This window comes from Clostridium pacaense (assembly GCF_020709765.2).
GTDB lineage: Bacteria > Bacillota > Clostridia > Lachnospirales > Lachnospiraceae > Enterocloster > Enterocloster hominis.
In genome coordinates this window covers 619798-637565 of the sequence record NZ_JAJFEB020000001.1, presented here as the reverse complement: position 1 = coordinate 637565, position 17768 = coordinate 619798, and the positions used below count along the sequence as shown (strand labels likewise).

Sequence of the window (17768 nt, the reverse complement as noted above, 5' to 3'; positions counted from 1 at the left end):
TGAAAAAATGCAAAGAAAATGTTATTATGTAGGCAACTGATATATCTGTTGCTTTTTCTTTTTGTATGAGCAGACAGAGGAATATTTTTGTTCCAGACTTCCGGGAAACGGTATATCAGATTGAGGGAAATGGAGAACGATTTTGGGAAAAACAGATAGTGCATACGATTATATAAAAGAAAAGATAATAAGTGGCGAATATCCGCCTATGAGTGATTTGTCCGAGGATAAGCTTCAGAAGGAACTGAATATCAGCAGGACCCCGGTAAGGGAGGCAATCCTGCGCCTGGAGAAAGAGGATTTTGTATATGTCTATCCCAGAAAAGGCACCATCATAACAGATGTCACACAGGATTTGATAGAGGATATTTATCAGGTCCGCCGCCTGATTGAACCTGAGATGGTTGTAAGTTCCATGCATCAGATTGATAAGAACTGGCTAAGGGATATGCGGCGCCGCTTTTTGGAACCGGATCCGGACCTAAAGGGGGAGCAGCTTAGAAGATACTACATAGACCTGGACACGGAGCTGCACAGCTATATCATGGCAGGATGCCCCAACCGTTATATGCGCAGGATGATGAGGAATATATATGACCAGAACCAGCGCCTGAGGATTGCGTGTTCCCGCGCCGATGCCATGGATGACAGGACCACAGAAGAACATGTGGCAATCCTGGATGCGCTTTTAGAGGGGGACAGGGAAGAACTGGAGAGGACACTGGCCATCCATCTGGAGCAGTCCAAGGAGAGGACAATCCGCAGTTTCCGTTAACCCAGTGCCTTAAAACACACTTCAGGATAAAGATGGGACAACCATATCACTTGGGTAGAACCGAAAGGATTATATCCGGGTGATATGGTAAATATTTATCATATCAGATATATCAGTTAGATATAATATATATATTATATAAATATCAATAAAATATAAGGAGGAACTATGGACACAAAAATCAAGAAAGCAAGGATTTACCGGGCCGTATCCAAGATTACGAAACCCATTGCTGATTCCACCCACACAATCAGTAAGATTGCTTTTTATGTGGCGGAGGTGGAGACCGCAGACGGAGTGAAGGGACAGGGTTATCTTCTTTCGTTCCATTACTCACCAGGCGCCATTGAGGGAGCATTAAAGGACTGCTGCAGCTTCATTCTTGACAGGGAATACCATGTATACCAGACCGTCCTTGCCAAAAAAGAGTGGGATATGGAGGCAGAGTATTTTGGCAATACAGGACTGAATACCTGTGCGGTTGCCGCATTTAACGTTGCAATGTGGGATGCATGGGGACATTGCATCGGACAGCCTGTCCACAAACTGCTGGGCTGTAACCAGAACAGGGTTCCGGTATACGGAAGCGGCGGATGGATCAGTTATACGGATGAGGAACTGTTGGATGAGGTGCTGGATTACAAGAGCCGTGGATTTACCGCTGTCAAAATTAAAGTGGGGCATCCTGACGGGATTGAACGGGATCTGCACCGGTTAAGTATCTGCCGTGAAAGGCTTGGGAGCCGTGTGAAAATCATGATGGATGCCAACCAGGGCATGGATGTGGTGGACGCCCTTGAACTGTCAGAGCAGGCAAAGGGTATCGGACTCCAATGGTTTGAAGAACCCGTACCCCATACGGACTTTGCAGGATATGAACTGCTCAGGCAGAAATGCGGCATTGCCCTGGCCATGGGGGAACGTGAGTATGACTGTGAGGCATTGAAAAACCTGATTGCAAGAAATGCCCTGGACTTATGGCAGCCTGACCTGATCCGTTTAGGCGGCGTGGAAGAGTGGCGCAATTCCGCGGCATTGGCATCCGCTTACCAGCTGCCGGTACTTCCGCACTATTACAAGGATTATGATGTTCCCCTGCTGTGCACTGTTGCAAGGCCCTATGGCGCGGAATCCTTTGACTGGATTGACGGAATCATCGACAATACCATGCGGATTGAGGACGGATATGCTTACCCAAGGGAAGGCGCAGGCTGGGGATTCAGATTTAAAGAAGAAGCATTGGAGGAGGTTAGGTAGATGAAAGCAGTATATGTATCAGAGCCAGGTAAACTGGAAGTAATTGAAAAGGAAATGCCGCAGATCCAGAGCAGTACACAGGTGCTGGTGAAGATAACCGCGGCAGGTATCTGCGGAAGTGACATACATATTTTCCATGGAACCCATGCCTATGCCACCTATCCACGTATCATCGGACATGAGGGATGCGGCATTGTTGAGAAGACAGGGGATGATGTCACGGGCTTAAAAGCCGGGGATCCTGTCATCATTGAACCCATACATGGCTGTAATACCTGCTATGCCTGCCGCAATGGACGGTATAACTGCTGCCCGGATATTGTGGTAGCCGGTGTCCATGCAGACGGTGTGATGGAAGAATATATGGTAGTTGAAAGCCGGCAGCTTTATAAATATGACCCGGCGCTTACACCTGTCCAGGCAGCCACGGCAGAGCCATATACCATAGGCGCCCAGGCCAATGCCCAGGCTGGCACCATGCCGGGAGATCTGGTGCTGGTCCATGGCGCAGGACCCATTGGGATGATTATCTGTGACATGGCGGAGAGCCTTGGTGCAACCGTCATTGTCAGCGAGGTAAATGAGGCAAGGCTTGAAATCGCAAAGAACTTTGGTGCAAAACATACCATCAATCCAGGCCGGCAGGATTTGAGGGAGGCTGTGATGGATATCACGGATGGAAAAGGCGTGAATGTGGTATTTGAGACAAGCGGCGTCCCGGCCCTGACCAGTCTTTCAGTGGAACTTTTGAGTCCCCATGGACGCCTGGTCCCTCTTACGTTCACACCCGAGCCGGTACCTATTAATTTCAGGCTGGTAAACAAGAATGAGCTGATTATTGCAGGAACCCGCAACCAGAACAGCAAATTTAAAGAGGTGGTGGAAAGCCTTCCGGGGCGCAGGGACAGGATTGACAGGCTTGTTACCCATGTGTTTCCTGTGGAGGAAGCCAAAAAGGCATTTGAAACAGCCATGGATAAAAACAGCGGGGCCTGTAAGGTGATAATTACGTTTTAGGAGGGGATGAAATGACTTCACAGGAATATGTTGCAGATCTGTTTGATCTGACTGGTCATGTGGGCATCATTACCGGAGCCAGCCGGGGATTAGGGCTGGGACAGGCAAAGGTACTGACGGATGCAGGGGCCACAGTGTATAATTTTGACATTGCGCCTCATTCCAATGAGGAAATAATCCGTGATGGAAGCCTGATTGATGTAATATGCGATGTGACGGATCATGACAAAGTAAAAAGAGAAGTAGGGGAGGTTGCGGCAAAAGAAGGGCATCTTGATTTCCTGATAAACAATGCTGGAATCACATTTAAATGCAGGGCAGAGGATTTTCCTGAGGAGCGGCTGGATAAAATTCTCGATATCAACCTGAAGACACCTCTCATGATGGCCAAAATCTGCTATCCGTATTTAAAGGAATCAGAGTATATCGGACGGGTCATCTCCATTTCCTCCATGGCTGCATATATGGGTTTTACAGAGGTACTTCCTTATGATATGACCAAATCAGGTATCCTCGGACTGACCCGGGGGCTGGCGGAAGAGTGGAAAAATGATAATATATTGGTTAACAGTGTGGCGCCGGGATGGTTCCTGACAAAACTGAATGAGGGGATGTTCGGACAGAATCCTGACCGCAAGGCGGCAGCGCTCAGTAAACCCATGCTTCCCAGGTTCGGAAGGCCGGTGGAGATTGGCTATATGATGCTGTTCCTTTTATCCGGAGCATCCACTTATCTTACGGGCCATGATTTTACCGTGGATGGCGGGGCCACGTCCCATGGATTTTAATGCGGAGGAATTATAAGATGAACACTTCCATAACAGCGGTTGAGCGGGCCGGATGGAGTACCCCTTTGGTCATTCACGGTAATTTAGAACATGGTATCGCCTGTGCGTCACAGTGGGGATATGACGGCATTGAACTGCATCTGCTGGATTCAGATGCAGTGGATAAAAGGGCGCTTATCCTATCGCTGAAATCCCATGGCATTTCCCTTACATCCATAGGCACTGGTCCGTCTTACAGCCAGCAGGGGATATTCCTGACCAGTCCGTTTCCGGAAAAACGCAAGGAGGCAGTGCGGCGTATGACAGGCCATATCCGGTTTGGGGCAGAAACCGGGGCAGTGGTGATTATTGGCCTGATAAAGGGTCAGAAAAAGGACTGTGCGGATCCGGGACACTATATGGATTACTTTAATGACGGGATGGAAGCCTGTATCAGGGAGGCTGGACGGCTGGGGGTGAACCTGGTGTTTGAGGTCATTGACCGTTTTGAAAGCGACTGGCTGAATACGGTGGACGAGGGGCTGGGGCTGCTGCATGCCCTTGGCTCAGATAACCTTTTGCTGCACCTTGATACATTCCACATGAACATAGAGGAACCTGACTGCGCGGACAGTATCCGCAGGGCGGGAGGGAAGGTTGGGCATATACATGTAGCGGACAGCGACAGATGGTATCCGGGTCATGCCCATTATGATTTTGAATCCACGTTCCGGGCATTGCAGGAGATTGGATACAGGGGAGCAGTGGCCCTGGAGTCGTTTCAGTACCCTGATCCGGAAACAGCAGCCAGGCGTTCCCTGGAGGTGATTAAGCCCTTATGCCAGTGAATCCATGAAGGATACAGAAAAAACGAAAAATTGGAAGAATAATACAAGAATACGGGGATTGACGGATGAAATGTGTGAAATAATTAACGTTTTCCGGCTGACAAATTAAAATTATTAAAAAGTTAGATAAAAACTATTGATTTTATTGTGATATATATGTATAATATCACATATAAAAACTGTGATATATCAATAGTATTTAAGTTTTATATCACTGCATCATCTAAAAAAGGAGAGCAAATATGAAAAAAGTATTGGGAATTTCAATGGCGCTTATTTCAGCAGTTTCACTGACAGCATGCGGCGGGGGAGCGGCAGCTACGACAGCAGCAACAACGGCAGCACCTTCAGGTACTCAGGGACAGGGCGCAGGTGAAGGGGCATCCGGCAGCTGGGATAATTACGAACTGAAGCTGGCCACGAATCTGGCTGAGGACCATGTGGCCTGTAAGGGGTATTATGCATTTGCAGATGCAGTGGAAAAAGCAACGGATGGACATGTAAAGGTGACTGTTTATTCAGGAGAGCAGCTGGGTAAGGAAAGCGATGTGACTTCCTCCATTTCCATGGGAGCAGGTACCTGTGATTTTACAATGTGCGGACCGTCCGAACTGTCCAAATATGACCCTGCGTTTTCACTGTTTGACGCCCCCTATGTATTCAATGACGGGGATGCCATGACTGCTTTTGCCAATAGTGATGAAGTACAGAAGCTTTATGATGGTTTGGCAGAGTCCAGTAACCTGAGGGTGTTAGGCATGTATTATTATGGCTCCAGGGAGGTGACTGTCAAAGGGTTCCCTGCCACAGAACCATCTGGTTTAAAGGGATGCAAACTTCGTGTGCCGGACTCAGAGATGGCCATGGCATATGGCGCTGCCTTAGGGGCAACCCCTACTGTCATGTCTCTTGGCGAGGTGTATATGGGCATCCAGCAGGGCGTTGTCGATGGACAGGAGAACCCGCTTCCAACCATTGATGCCAATGCGTTTTACGAAGTGTGCGATAATCTGCTGATGACCGACCATGTCATTGCAGCCGTCACCTATACAATGGATGAAAAGGTATGGCAGAGTATGCCGGCAGACCTGCAGGAAATCGTGCAGAACTGTGTATACGAGAGCTGTGAATCCATTACCCAGGCAATTGAGGACCAGGAAGCCGGCCTGGTAGACACGATGAAAGAGAAGGGCATGAACGTAATTGAGGTTAACAAGGATGCGTTCAAGGAAAATGTCCAGGATATTTATGAGAAATATGCCGATACCTGGGGTGATTGGCTGGCAGTTGCACAATCCTATAACAAGTAATAGCGGATAAATGATGGCAGATTCCCCCGGTTATTGTAACGGATACGATAATTGGGGGAATTACATATCAGGAAAATGTGTCAGGAGGATATAAGTTGAAAGCAATAATGAACCGAATTAACAGGATTTATGACAAATTTAACAAGATGAATGAGTATTTTATCATCGGGCTGATGGCTGCCATGTGTCTGGTCCTGCTGGCCCAGGTCATATCCAGATATATTTTTGGGAAGCCGCTGACCTGGTCCGAGGAACTGGCAAGATATATGTTTGTATGGCTGGCTTTGCTAGGTTCCGCATGGTGTGGCAGAGGACATATCCATGTACGCATGACTGCCCTGGTAAACCGTTTTCCGGCGCCTGTAATCCATGGATTGCAGATTGCCATCAGCCTGTTGATTTCCATTACCTGCTTCTATCTGTTTCCGCATGCCTGTGAGATATTCATGAAGCAGAGTAAACTGAAAGCAGTTACACTGGGGGTCAGTTTGGGGATTGAGTATATAGCGGCACCAGTAGGAATCCTGATGATAGCCATACAATGGTTTGTGGACTTCCTTTTTGCCGCTTTGGACTGGGAAGGCTATCAGGCCCGTTATATGAAACAGGAAGGAGAGTAGGAGATGGCTGTATTACTGATAAGTTTCTTGGTGCTGATGATATTGGGATGCCCGATTGCATTCTGTCTTCTGTGCAGCGGTACTTTATATTTTGTAACCAATGACATGGCGTTAATCATGCTGGTGCAGCGCCTTACCGAAGGCGCCAATACCTTTACCCTTCTGGCAGTGCCTGGCTTTATCCTGGCGGGCAACCTGATGAACAGCGGCGAGGTGACAGACCGCATCTTTGACTTCTGTGGGAAGCTGGTGGGGCATATTACAGGAGGCCTGGCCCATGCCAACATCCTGGCATCCGTTGTTTTCGCAGGAATGTCCGGGGCGGCGATTGCAGATGCGGGCGGCCTTGGGGCCATTGAACTGAAAGCCATGCATGACGCTGGTTACGACGATGATTTTTCACTTGCGGTTACGGGGGCTTCCTCGCTGGTTGGGCCAATCATCCCGCCCAGTGTTCCAGCGGTTGTATACGGTACGGTTGCATCTGTTTCTATTGGACGGCTGTTTATAGCAGGGGCTGTCCCGGGAGCCATCATGGCTACGGCCATGTGTATCATGGTATATCTTATAAGCAGGAAACGGGGCTATGAGAAAGAAGGATGGTGCGGGTTCCGCGCTCTTTTACACTCCTTCAGAAGGGCATTTCTGTCCCTGCTGACCGTGGTGGTCATCCTGGGCGGTATCCTTGCAGGTATCTTCACACCCACCGAGGCGGCCATGATTGCAACCTTCTATGCAATTTTCCTGGGATTCTTCTACCATACGCTGACACCTAAAAAACTGGTGCTGGCCCTTAAGGAGGCAAGCGAGACAACCTGTACGGTCATGATGATTGTGTGCGGGGCAACGATTTTCTGCTGGATCCTTTCTTTTGAACGGTTTCCCCAGTTTGTGGCCAACCTGTTCCTTATGTACTGTAACAACAAATACATCGCATTACTGTTAATCAATATGTTCCTGGTATTTGTGGGGATGTTCATGGATTCCACCCCGTCCATCATCATCCTGACTCCGGTATTCCTGCCGGTTGTCACGGCCATGGGCGTGGACCCGGTCCATTTTGGCATTATCATGATACTGAATCTGATGATAGGCCTTCTGACACCTCCGGTAGGCATGGTGCTGTATGTTTTGTCCAAGGTATCCAGTGTTCCCTTTGAACGCATATGCAAGGCTACGGTTCCATTTATCATCATGTTCTATATCCTGCTGCAGTTCATTACATATATTCCGCAGATATCGCTTATGCTGCCGTCCCTGATGTATGGAGCGGGATGATGTACATGATGGGAGGGCAGGAAGGATGGAGGACAATAAGCTTTTGCTGATACATCCGGATGACAATGTGGCCATAGCGCTGACCAGGCTGAAAGGCGCCGGGGTTTACCGGGCAGGGAACATGCAGGTCAGGATTACAGAGGATATAGAAGCGGCGCACAAAGTTGCTTTAAAACGGATTGAAAAAGGAGGGCAGGTCATCAAGTACGGTCTGCCCATAGGAAAGGCAGCCAGGGAGATACAGCCGGGGGAACATGTCCATATACACAATGTGGTTACAAATCTGGATGGCCTGATTGATTATGAGTACAGGCCGCTCCCCAATGTCTGGTCCGCCTTTTGTCCGCAGGAAGAGGCCTGGTTTGACGGTTACCTGAGGGAAGACGGAAGGGCCGGTACAAGAAATGAAATCTGGATCATACCCACAGTCGGGTGCGTGAACCGCACGGTTCGCATCCTTGCCCGGAAGGCGGAAGAACGGTATGGGGGCATGGTGGACGGAATACAGGCCCTGACACATAATGCGGGGTGCAGCCAGCTGGGGGAGGATATGCTGATTACCCAGAAGCTGTTAAAGGGCCTGATCTGCCATCCGAACGCAGGGGCAGTCCTGGTGGTCAGCCTGGGCTGTGAGAATAACTGCCTGGAGTATTTTAAACCCGTATTAGGTGAAGTGGATCCTGACAGGGTAAAGTTCCTGGTGACCCAGGATTGCGGTGACGAATATGCTGAGGGAATGAGGCTTTTAGATGAGTTGGCCGGATATGCCGCTGGATTCAGACGTCAGAGACTCAGTGCGTCCCTTTTACAGATTGGCTTAAAATGTGGCAGCTCCGACGCATTTTCAGGGGTGTCGGCCAATCCGCTCTGCGGGAGGATTACTGACAGGCTGGTACGGTGTGGAGGCAAGGCCATACTGACGGAAGTATCGGAGATGTTTGGGGCGGAGGCCCGTCTGATGGAACGGGCGGAGGACAAGGAAGTATTCCAGGAAATAGTGGGCCTTATAAACAATTTCAAAGAATACTTCATGCGTTACGGACAGCCCATAGACAGGAACCCATGTCCGGGTAATATACGCAGCGGGATATCCACGGATGAGGATAAGTCCCTGGGTAATATCCAAAAGGGAGGGTCTGCACCTGTGGTGGATGTTCTGTACTATGGTGACCAGGTATGCAGGGCAGGGCTGAGCCTTCTGACCGGAAGCGGGAATGACGCGGTTTCCGTTACCAACCTCACGGCCAGCGGTGCAAATCTGGTGTTGTTTACCACCGGAAACGGCAATCCCTTTGGCGCGGTGGTGCCGACCATTAAAATATCCTCAAACACGGCGCTTTCGCATAAAAAGCCGGATTGGATTGATTTCAATGGGGGACAGGTGTTGGACGGACTTGGATTGGAAGAGACCGCAGAGGAGCTGTTTGGCTTTATGCTGGAAGTGGCCAGCGGTAATCGGCAGACAAAAAATGAGCAATATGGATATCAGGAGATATCTATTTTCAGGGATGGGGTAACCCTGTAAAAGCAGGACATAAATTGATTGGAGGAATAGATTGATATGAAATTCAGCGCAACCGTTACATTACAATATGATACTATATTTTCATCCTTCTCCCATGAGGATTACCTGAAAGGGCTGGATTGGATGCAGCAGAGCCGCCTGGACGGCGCAGAGCTGTGTATCAGCAGCTATTCGGATATTGACCTGGGGAAGGTGAAGGCAGAACTGGATGAGAGGGGGTTGGGCTGTTCCACCCTTTCCACAGGCCAGGCCAGGGGGCTTGAGGGCCTTTCCCTGATCGGGGTTCCCGCGGATATCACGAAGAAGACCCAGGAACGGTTCATGCAGCACATTGACGCGGCTAAGATCCTGGGCAGCAAGGTTACCATAGGGCTGATGCGGGGGCTGGGGTCACTGGAAACCATGGATAAGGATCTGGGGGATTTAAGCGAGGCCATGAAGCCGCTTATTTCATATGCAGACCAGAAGGGGGTCACCCTCTGCCTGGAGGCAATTAACCGCTATGAAACAGCCCTCCTTAATTCGGCAGAAGCCACCATGGATTTTATTGTGAATGACCTTGGCAATCCAGATTGTGTAGGCATCCTATGGGATCTGTTCCACGCCAATATTGAGGATATCGGATTTAAGCGAAGCATTGATATTATGGGAAATAAGCTGCAGCATGTGCACCTGGCTGATTCCAACCGGATGTTCCCGGGCTATGGACATACTGATTTTGCAGCCATATTGAAGGCAGTTAAGGATTCCGGATATTCCCAGTACTGTTCCTTTGAGTGCCTGAACCAGCCTTCTGCGGATATTATATTGAAGGATACGGCGGCCTGGGTACAGTCCATGAGGGAGCTGTAAAGGCAGGGAGGTTAAGATGGATGTATTGGAACGGATTTTAGAGAAGAAGATAATTGCCATCATACGTGGCCTTAAACTGGAGGAGACACTTAAGACAGCGGATGCGGCAGCGGCAGGCGGCCTGAGTCTTGTGGAAGTTCCATTTGACCAGAGACAACCCCTGGCATATACTACAGATAAAATAAAGGCGGTTGCTGACAGATACCCGGACGGCCGGGTGCTGGTTGGGGCCGGGACCGTACTCACCATCCAGCAGGTCCAGGCGGCTAAGGCGGCAGGCGCAGGATATATCATCACCCCCACTTCCCGTGAGGATGTGATAAAAGAGACAAAGGCCCTGGGAATGGTGGCAATGCCGGGAGCCATGACACCCAGTGAAATCGAACAGTGTTACAGGTGGGGAGCCGATATTGTAAAAGTTTTCCCCTCCGATAATCTGGGTGCCGGTTATATCAAGGCACTGCAGGGACCATTGTCATACATACCCATGGCAGCGGTGGGAGGTGTGGACCTGGATAATATACTTGACTTTTTTGATGCCGGTGTATGCGCTGTGGGAATCGGCGGGAATATAGTGAACCGGAAGATGATAGAAACAGGGGATTACAAGGGAATTGAAAACCTTGCCGCGGCATATACAGCAAAAATCAGATAAAAGGACAGAAAACCATATGTATATTGTTTATTATGACTCAGGAACAACCAATACCCGGGCTTATCTGATAAAAGATGGTATGATTACAGCGCGGCTGGAGCGGCAGATCGGCGCAAGGAATTCCGCTCTTATGCAGGATAATTCAGTGTTGGTCAGGGAACTGCGGAACATGCTTGATGTCCTGATGGAGGATTCCCATATACATAATGAAGATATTGCCCACATATATCTGTCCGGAATGATTTCCTGCCCGTCGGGGCTGGTGGAAATTGAGCATCTTCCTGTTCCGGTGGATTGGAAAAAACTGCGGGATTCAATTGTCTGTTATGAGGAGGAACGGTTCTTTAAAAGAACGCTTGAAATCATCCCTGGTATCAAAACCGTTCCTTATAATGCACAGGTCATTCCGGAAACCGCGGACAGGGTCAACATGATGCGCGGGGAAGAAATTGAGGTATTTGGGGTACTGCGTGGGAATCATGACCTGGAACAGGGAACAGCTGTCCTGATACTGCCAGGAAGCCATACCCAGGCCGTACTGCTGGAGGATGGATGTATAAAGGATATATCTTCCAATATCACAGGTGAATTATTCAAGGCGGTTGTCTGCGAGACTATTTTGGGGGCAAGTATTACCGGGGAAGAGGAATGGGAGATAGATGAAGGGATGGTATGTCTGGGGGCTTTCAATGCGCATCTCCATGGATTCAACCGGGCATTGTATATCCTTCGCATTTTAGATCTGTTCACAGAAGCTTCCCTGAACCAGAGACGCTCTTACCTGGAAGGCGTATTGAATACAGGGGTAATGGATGCGGTAACGGAAGCCTTTGGCTTTAAAGAAATCAGGAATCATAGGGGACAGGATGGCAGACCTGTAATCAGGCTGGCAGTTGCCGGGGACAGGATTCAGCAAAAGATATACCATGGACTTTGCCTGAAGGAATATCCCGGATTCAATATGATTCCGGTCAGCCCGGTTAGGGATATGCCGTTCTCTGTCAGTGGGCTTCTACGCATTGCGGGAATCGGGGACACGAATTAAATCAGTAAATCTCAGAAGTATCATATTGGAAAGGGCGATATGGAATAAGCCTGGCAATTAACGCGTCTGAATGCGTATTGCCAGGCTTATTCCATCGGTATATCTTAACGTTTTTTCTTCTTTTTCTGGAAAGCCGGGGAGTCAAAGGACCTGTCATCGGGCAGCACCTTGCGGCTTGTGGCCTCCACCAGATCGTCATAACATGCAAATATCTTATCCACATGTGCAGGCTCCATCCCCGGGGTGAGTAGCGACACGATTGGGACAATGATGAGTCCGGCTACCATGGCAAATGCACCTGCGTTGATGGGGGATTCAATATAATGAAGGAACATATTGGACACCGTGATGCCCACGCCGGCTGCAAAGCTGGCCCACACAGCGGCCGGGGTCACCTTTTTCCAGTATAGGCCGTACAGGAATGGCGCCAGGAATGCGCCGGCCAGTGCGCCCCAGGAAATCCCCATAAGCTGTGCGATGAAATCAGGCGGGTCCAGTGCCAGGACAACGCTGATGATGATGAAGACCACAATCAGGGCCTGCATCAGGATGAGCTGGGTCCTGTCCTTCATGTCCTTTACCAGGTTTCCTTTGATGAAATCCAGGGTGAGGGTGGAGCTGGAGGTGAGTACCAGGGAGGACAGGGTGGACATGGAGGCGGACAGCACCAGCATTACCACAATGCCAATAAGGATATCTGGCAGGCCGGAAAGCATGGCCGGGATGATGGTGTCGTAGGCAATGCCCCCATTACCGTTGTAGATGGCCGGACCGTCAAAGAGACGGCCGAATCCTCCCAGGAAATAGCTTCCCCCGGATATGACGATGGCGAATATGGTGGAAATGACCGTGCCGGTCGCAATTGCCTTTTCACTGCGTATGGTATAGAACTTGTGGATCATCTGCGGCAGTCCCCAGGTGCCCAGGGAAGTCAGGATGACGACACCCAGAAGGTTCATGGGGTCAGGCCCGAAAAAGGAGGTATAGGCGCCGGGCTGTCCCATTGTGAGAGGCACCTCGCTTGGAATCCTGGCCAGATTGCCGACAGCGGCCGTAAACCCTCCCTGGCCGCTTAACACGCTGAGGATGACGGCAGTAATCCCGGCCAGCATGATGATACCCTGGATGAAGTCATTGATGGCAGTGGCCATATAGCCGCCCAGGATGACATACACGGCGGTCAGGACCGCCATGCCCAGCACACAGACGCCGTAGGGGATATCAAAGGCCATGCCGAAGAGGCGGGACAGGCCATTGTATACGGAAGCAGTATAGGGAATCAGGAACACGAAAATGATTACAGAGGCCACAATCTTAAGCCACCGGCTGTTAAAACGGCTTCCGAAAAATTCTGGCATGGTTGCGGAGGACAGGTGTTTACTCATGACCCGGGTGCGCCGTCCCAGTACGACCCATGCAAGAAGACTTCCGATAAGGGCGTTGCCAATCCCAATCCATGTGGAGGACAGGCCGTATTTCCATCCGAACTGTCCGGCATAACCGATGAAGACAACCGCGGAAAAATAGGATGTGCCGTAGGCAAAAGCGGTAAGCCATGGCCCAACCCCCCTGCCGCCAAGGACAAAATCATTGACATTGGTGGCATGACGCCTGGAATAGAACCCGACTCCAATCATAATGGAAAAGAAGATGATCAGCATCAGCAGTTTGATTGTCATTTTATTAACCTCCGGGAGTATTTTATTATTACTTTACTAATTAAAACTTCTGAACTTTAATGTATCAGAGCAAAGGCGGAAAGTCAAAGAGATTTTTGCTGTTTTCCATTCTTTGGTTGAAATGCACATATAAGGATGGGATGATTTGCACTTAAAACAGGTTTTTTTAGCCAAAGTGGGGGAAGGACGCTATAATTCGACAAAAAATATGCTTCAATGTGCTTGTGTATTAAAATAGATAATGGTATAAAAAGTTAAATATAAGTAAAAAATAATTTACATAACACAAATTACAAAAAAAGGAAAAGAAAGTATGTGTTTAAAAATTAATAATAATGTAACATAAATGTAAAAATAAAAAGGTCAAATTGTACAATTATGTAATTAAAACCACTGGAAAAATATAACTAATATATAAAAATAATTACAAATATTTCAAATATAATAAAAAATGTAACAAAGATGTTAAATCTCCATTGACGGCAAAAGTTAAATCCCATATAATTAGCCATACATCCCGGAAAAACATGCACAAAGTGGGGATTGACCCACTGGAACAAAAACAAGAATTGGGCTCCGGCATGTTGAGATAGGGGAGTCCAGGAAAGAGGAGTATGTATGCTTACATTACATTCATTCCTTCAGTCGGTTGTCCTCTTTGTTAAATCACTTACAGTGAAAGTCACAAAGCAGATGTACCGATCCTCGTCAGTCCTGCTGACCGGCATGATGGTTGTTGCCATCATTGCATTTTCAGCCGAAGGGTTTGGCGGCGGGGGCAAGAATGCCCTGGCAGCGCCCATTGCGGATGAAAGTCAGGAGGAGGTACAGACAGAGGAACCTGAGGGAAGCGGTCTGGTTACGGAAGCAAAAGTACAATTCGGACTTTTAGATACTGACAGCGAAGGCCAACAACTGGCTGGTGCACTGTTAGAAGCAAATGTCCGTGAAAAGCAGAGACAGCAGGCAGCTGCACAGACCCAGATTGAGACACTTCAGAAACAGATATTAAAAGAGAAACAGGAAGAGGAAGCAAGGAAGAAAGCTGAGGAAGAGCGCAGGGCATCCAGAAGGATCCGCTATACGGATGAGGATTACCAGGTCCTTTTACGTATTGTCCAGGCAGAGGCAGGCATCTGTGATAAGAGAGGCAAGATACTTGTGGCGGATGTGATCATTAACCGTGTATTGTCAAAGGAATTCCCAAACAGTGTAAAGGCAGTTGTATACGAGCCATCCCAGTTTCAGCCCGTTTCCAACGGCGCCATTAACTCTGTGAAGGTCACGGCCGAGACAATCGAGTGCGTGGACCGCGCCCTGGATGGAGAGGATTATTCCAACGGTGCGCTGTATTTCATGAACCGGAGAGGTTCCGGCAGCGCGGCGGCCTGGTTTGACAGGCACCTTACCTATCTTTTTGCCCATGACGGCCATGAATTCTTCCGATAGTGGAGGGACAGGGACCGGATAAAAAAATGATTGAGTTTCCCATGGCTTTAGGTGTATACTTGTAATGGAAAATAATCACACAAAGGAGAATGGGATATGATATTTGATGAGAAAAAAAATCTTGATTTTTACAGAAACCTGGGCGTGGACGGCAGGTATGCAAAAGCAGTGGATTTCCTGCAGAATACGGACCTGAGCGCATTGGAGCCGGGCAAGTATGAGATTGACGGCAAGAATGTTTATGCCAATGTAACGGCTTATACCACCATTCCATGGGAAGAGGCAAAGTATGAGGCACATGAGCATTATACGGATATCCAGTATGTGATTGAGGGAAGTGAGGTCATGACCTATGCACCTGTCCATGAGATGACGGTGAAGACCCCATATAATCCTGACAAGGATGTTGTGTTTTTTGAGAATACCACCCCAGGGCTTCAGATTGTGACAAAGGCTGACCAGTACCTGATCTTCAATCCATGGGATGCCCATAAGCCAAAGGCAGCTGACAAGGAGCCGGCGCCTATTAAGAAAGTGATTGTGAAAATCAAGGAAGATTAATCCGTTTCAGCGGACCCGGCGCCACGGGGGATTGTACCCGGCGGTACCGGCCATGCCCGGCAGTGTGAAAGCTGCCGGGCTTTTATGATTGCCAGGCATTGGCCCGGGTTAATATTTCCCTGTGGACCATCCTGAAAAACAGGGGTTGTTACAGGCGGGTTTCTGGCGTATACTCTTTATAGAAAGAACACATGACTTTCATGGGCGGAGGTAACCATATGCAGCTCACCTATCTACATATACGCAATTTCAAATCCATCCGCGACCTGGAAATCCGCGATATTGACAGGGCGCTGATCCTGGTTGGAAAAAACAACACAGGGAAAACATCGGTGCTGGACGCGGTATGTGCTGTGTGCGGCTGCTATGAAATCCAGGAAGAGGACTTTAATGAGAAACGGCAGGCCATCCGCATTGACGCTGCGTTCCGCATTGAGGAGGAAGACCTCAGGCTGTTCCACCGAAGGGGGCTTGTGAGCCAGTACAGGCGTTTTGATGTGTGGAGGCGCGTGTTTGGGGAACGGCTTCCCTCCTTTAAGGATGGAGGGCTGTCCTTCACGTTCCACGTGAACCTGGACGGCAGGGTGCGCTATGAGGATCCCTACAGGAAGAATAACCCATACATTCCCATGGTATTGCCCCATATTTACCGGATTACGGCGGACCGGGAATTAAGGCAGCTGCAGAACGACCTGCTGATGTTCCAGGAGGATGAGGAATTAAGCCGTCTGCGGTCCGGAAGATGTATCTTTGAGGCATCTAAAACATGCAACCACTGTTTCCAGTGTATCGGCCTGATTAATAAGAAAAAGCCGGAGGAGCTGACTGCATTTGAGACGGCCCGCCTGCTGGAACATAAGATCTACCAGCTGAACCTCAGCGGCTTCTCCCGGAAGGTGAATGAGAATTTCTTCAAGAACGGAGGCTATGAGGAAATTCAGTACACTTTAAACTGTGACATAGACCAGATGTTTTCCGTTGAGGTGACGGCCCACAACCAGCAGCGGGGCAGTGTGAAGCCGGTGGAGCTTATGGGCAAGGGCATGAGGAGCATCTACATGCTTTCCCTCCTGGAAACCTATATCAGCGAACAGAGCCGCATTCCCAGCATCATCGTGGTGGAGGACCCTGAGATTTTCCTGCATCCCCAGCTCCAGAAGACCTGCAGCGAGATATTATACCGTCTGTCAAAGAAAAACCAGGTCATCTTTAAGACACACAGTCCGGACCTGCTGTTTAATTTCAGCATCCGCCAGATACGCCAGGTGGTGCTGGACGGGGAGAGGTATTCCGTTATCCGGGAAAGGACAGACCTGGGCCAGATACTGGATGACCTTGGGTACGGGGCCAATGACCTGTTAAATGTAAGCTTTGTGTTCATCGTGGAAGGAAAGCAGGACAAAAGCCGCCTGCCCCTGCTTCTGGAAAAGTATTATTCTGAGATATACGATGATAAAGGCAACCTGACCAGGATATCCATCATCACAACCAACAGCTGTACCAACATCAAGACATATGCCAATTTAAAGTATATGAACCAGGTCTATCTGCGGGACCAGTTCCTGATGATACGGGATGGGGACGGCAAGGACCCGGAAGAACTTGCATCCCAGCTGTGCAGGTATTATGATGAGCGGAGTCTGGAGGATGCGGACCGCCTGCCCAAGGTCACAAGGCGTAACGTGCTCATATTAAAATATTATTCCTTTGAGAATTACTTCTTCAATCCGTCCATTATGGCAAAGCTGGGCATTGTGGATAGCGAGGACACATTCTATGACACGCTCTATGATAAGTGGCATGAATACCTGTACCGTATCCGCAGCGGCCAGCAGCTTATGGAGGTCATGGGACGGGATTTCACTTCGCCGGAAGACATGAAGGCACATATGGAAGAAATCCTCACCTATATGAGGGGCCACAATCTCTATGACCTGTTCTACGGCCCTTTCCGCGACAGGGAGCAGGAGATATTGAAAGCATATATTGATATGGCCCCAAGGGAGGAGTTTAAGGATATACTGGATGCAATTGACCGGTTTGTGTATTTTGACAGTAGGAAGAAGGGGTGAGGACACGGCCCGGCGGGCATGGGGTGGATGCGGGGATATATCCGGGAAGCGGGCCGGG

16 protein-coding genes are annotated in these 17768 nt (G+C 49.1%); 15 read left to right on the top strand and 1 reads right to left on the bottom strand.

All coding sequences use genetic code 11. The annotated features are described in order from the left end of the window. The first annotated feature begins 142 nt into the window (after window positions 1-142). The 12 genes from LK536_RS32560 (at window position 143) to LK536_RS32505 (ending at window position 11949) form a co-directional block, all read left to right on the top strand. Window positions 143-775: a GntR family transcriptional regulator gene (locus tag LK536_RS32560; protein WP_227795038.1), complete on the top strand. Its 633-nt coding sequence runs from the start codon at window positions 143-145 to the stop codon at window positions 773-775. Between the two features lie 168 nt (window positions 776-943). Beyond that, window positions 944-2032: a mandelate racemase/muconate lactonizing enzyme family protein gene (locus tag LK536_RS32555; RefSeq protein ID WP_025482233.1), complete on the top strand. Its 1089-nt coding sequence runs from the start codon at window positions 944-946 to the stop codon at window positions 2030-2032. Then, complete coding sequence (locus tag LK536_RS32550; RefSeq protein WP_227795037.1) at window positions 2033-3049, top strand: zinc-binding alcohol dehydrogenase family protein; 1017 nt, start codon at window positions 2033-2035, stop codon at window positions 3047-3049. A gap of 11 nt (window positions 3050-3060) precedes the next feature. Further along, complete coding sequence (locus LK536_RS32545; RefSeq protein ID WP_051400521.1) at window positions 3061-3837, top strand: SDR family NAD(P)-dependent oxidoreductase; 777 nt, start codon at window positions 3061-3063, stop codon at window positions 3835-3837. A 17-nt stretch (window positions 3838-3854) separates the two neighbouring features. Next, window positions 3855-4664, top strand: coding sequence for a sugar phosphate isomerase/epimerase family protein (locus tag LK536_RS32540; RefSeq protein WP_227795036.1), 810 nt, complete (start codon window positions 3855-3857; stop codon window positions 4662-4664). Window positions 4665-4906: 242 nt separating this feature from the next. Continuing rightward, window positions 4907-5974, top strand: coding sequence for a DctP family TRAP transporter solute-binding subunit (locus LK536_RS32535; protein WP_227795035.1), 1068 nt, complete (start codon window positions 4907-4909; stop codon window positions 5972-5974). A 95-nt stretch (window positions 5975-6069) separates the two neighbouring features. Then, the gene (locus LK536_RS32530; RefSeq protein WP_025482229.1) at window positions 6070-6594 is read left to right on the top strand and encodes a TRAP transporter small permease; all 525 of its coding nucleotides are present in this window, start codon (window positions 6070-6072) and stop codon (window positions 6592-6594) included. 3 nt (window positions 6595-6597) lie between these two features. Then, on the top strand, window positions 6598-7872 hold the full coding sequence (locus LK536_RS32525; protein WP_025482228.1) for a TRAP transporter large permease: 1275 nt from the start codon (window positions 6598-6600) through the stop codon (window positions 7870-7872). Between the two features lie 25 nt (window positions 7873-7897). Next, complete coding sequence (locus LK536_RS32520) at window positions 7898-9397, top strand: UxaA family hydrolase (protein ID WP_025482227.1); 1500 nt, start codon at window positions 7898-7900, stop codon at window positions 9395-9397. Window positions 9398-9433: 36 nt separating this feature from the next. Further along, the gene (locus LK536_RS32515; protein WP_025482226.1) at window positions 9434-10249 is read left to right on the top strand and encodes a sugar phosphate isomerase/epimerase family protein; all 816 of its coding nucleotides are present in this window, start codon (window positions 9434-9436) and stop codon (window positions 10247-10249) included. A 16-nt stretch (window positions 10250-10265) separates the two neighbouring features. Beyond that, on the top strand, window positions 10266-10904 hold the full coding sequence (locus LK536_RS32510) for a bifunctional 4-hydroxy-2-oxoglutarate aldolase/2-dehydro-3-deoxy-phosphogluconate aldolase (RefSeq protein ID WP_227795034.1): 639 nt from the start codon (window positions 10266-10268) through the stop codon (window positions 10902-10904). A gap of 16 nt (window positions 10905-10920) precedes the next feature. Continuing rightward, window positions 10921-11949 carry a 2-dehydro-3-deoxygalactonokinase gene (locus LK536_RS32505; RefSeq protein ID WP_025482224.1) on the top strand — a complete coding sequence of 343 codons (1029 nt, stop codon included), beginning with the start codon at window positions 10921-10923 and terminating at the stop codon, window positions 11947-11949. A 104-nt stretch (window positions 11950-12053) separates the two neighbouring features. On the opposite strand, the gene LK536_RS32500 is transcribed toward LK536_RS32505, so the two are convergent. Then, entirely contained in the window at window positions 12054-13628 is a 1575-nt protein-coding gene (locus LK536_RS32500; RefSeq protein WP_227795033.1) for a sodium:solute symporter family transporter, read from the bottom strand. A 618-nt stretch (window positions 13629-14246) separates the two neighbouring features. Here LK536_RS32500 and LK536_RS32495 point away from each other — a divergent pair. The 3 genes from LK536_RS32495 (at window position 14247) to LK536_RS32485 (ending at window position 17710) form a co-directional block, all read left to right on the top strand. Further along, window positions 14247-15077, top strand: a complete 831-nt coding sequence (locus LK536_RS32495; RefSeq protein ID WP_025482222.1) for a cell wall hydrolase — start codon at window positions 14247-14249, stop codon at window positions 15075-15077. A gap of 96 nt (window positions 15078-15173) precedes the next feature. Next, window positions 15174-15638: a NanQ anomerase/TabA/YiaL family protein gene (locus LK536_RS32490; protein WP_008724922.1), complete on the top strand. Its 465-nt coding sequence runs from the start codon at window positions 15174-15176 to the stop codon at window positions 15636-15638. Window positions 15639-15838: 200 nt separating this feature from the next. Next, the gene (locus LK536_RS32485) at window positions 15839-17710 is read left to right on the top strand and encodes an AAA family ATPase (protein ID WP_506092058.1); all 1872 of its coding nucleotides are present in this window, start codon (window positions 15839-15841) and stop codon (window positions 17708-17710) included. The last annotated feature ends 58 nt before the right edge of the window (window positions 17711-17768 follow it).